Source organism: Acidovorax sp. KPB24-03, from assembly GCF_057546605.1.
This window is the reverse complement of record NZ_BAAJYR010000794.1, coordinates 1-875: the sequence shown is the minus strand read 5'-3', so window position 1 is coordinate 875 and position 875 is coordinate 1. Positions and strand designations below refer to the sequence as shown.

1 protein-coding gene and 1 pseudogene are annotated in these 875 nt (G+C 75.2%); both read right to left on the bottom strand.

All coding sequences use genetic code 11. The features are described from left to right. On the bottom strand, nucleotides 1-512 hold a 512-nt coding region (locus AC27KI_RS26060), incomplete at its 3' end, for an FAD-binding protein (protein WP_487116743.1). A gap of 119 nt (nucleotides 513-631) precedes the next feature. Further along, a pseudogene (locus AC27KI_RS26055) lies at nucleotides 632-875 on the bottom strand (SMP-30/gluconolactonase/LRE family protein); the annotation flags it as partial.

Sequence of the window (875 nt, the reverse complement as noted above, 5' to 3'; positions counted from 1 at the left end):
GCACGGCGCACCTTCAGGTGCTCGGTGAGCACGCCCAGCGTGCCCCAGGCGCCCACCATGAGGCGCGAGACGGTCGTTAGCCCGGCCACGTTCTTCATCACCTGGCCGCCGAAGCGCAGCAGCTCGGCCCGGCCGTTGACCAGCTCCAGCCCCAGCACATAGTCGCGCACCGCGCCCACGCTGGCGCGCGCGGGCCCCGACAGCCCGGCGGCCACCATGCCGCCCACGGTCGCGCCCGGGCCGAAATGCGGCGGATCGAAGGGCAGGCACTGGCCGTGGGCCGCCAGCGCGGCCTCCAGTTCGGCCAGCGGCGTGCCGGCGCGCACGGTGGCGACCAGCTCGCTCGGCTCGTGGTTCACGATGCCCGACAGGGCCGTGGTGTCCAGGCGCTCGCCCTGCAGCACGGCGCCGCCGTGGAAGTCCTTGGTGCCGCCGCCGCGGATGCACACGGGGGCCTGGCGCTGGACGCTGTCGCGCACGCGGTCGATGATCTGGCGGAGGGCGGAGTCCATGGCGTGGATCGTAGCGGCCCCCCTTCGCCAGCGGGGCTCGGCCGGCCGTGAATTTTTTTGAACGCCGGGCGTGAATCCACCGTCCCGGCTGCAGGCCATCCGGCGCGGCGCCCCAGTGCTCAGGCGAGGCCGGCGGGCAGCGGTCCCTCTTCGTACCAGTTCACCGGCCGCCCGGCCACCGGCAGGCGCTCGCCGGCGACCAGCAGGTGGCCCGAATGCGGCTCGCGCGCCAGTTCGTCGGCCGGGCGCCCCTGGCGGGCCGAGGTGACGAACAGCGTGGCGCCCTCCGGCCCGTCGCCGCCCAGGCAGGGCATGGTGGGGCACTGCGCCGGCACGGGAATGTCGGCCACGATCTCGCCGCCG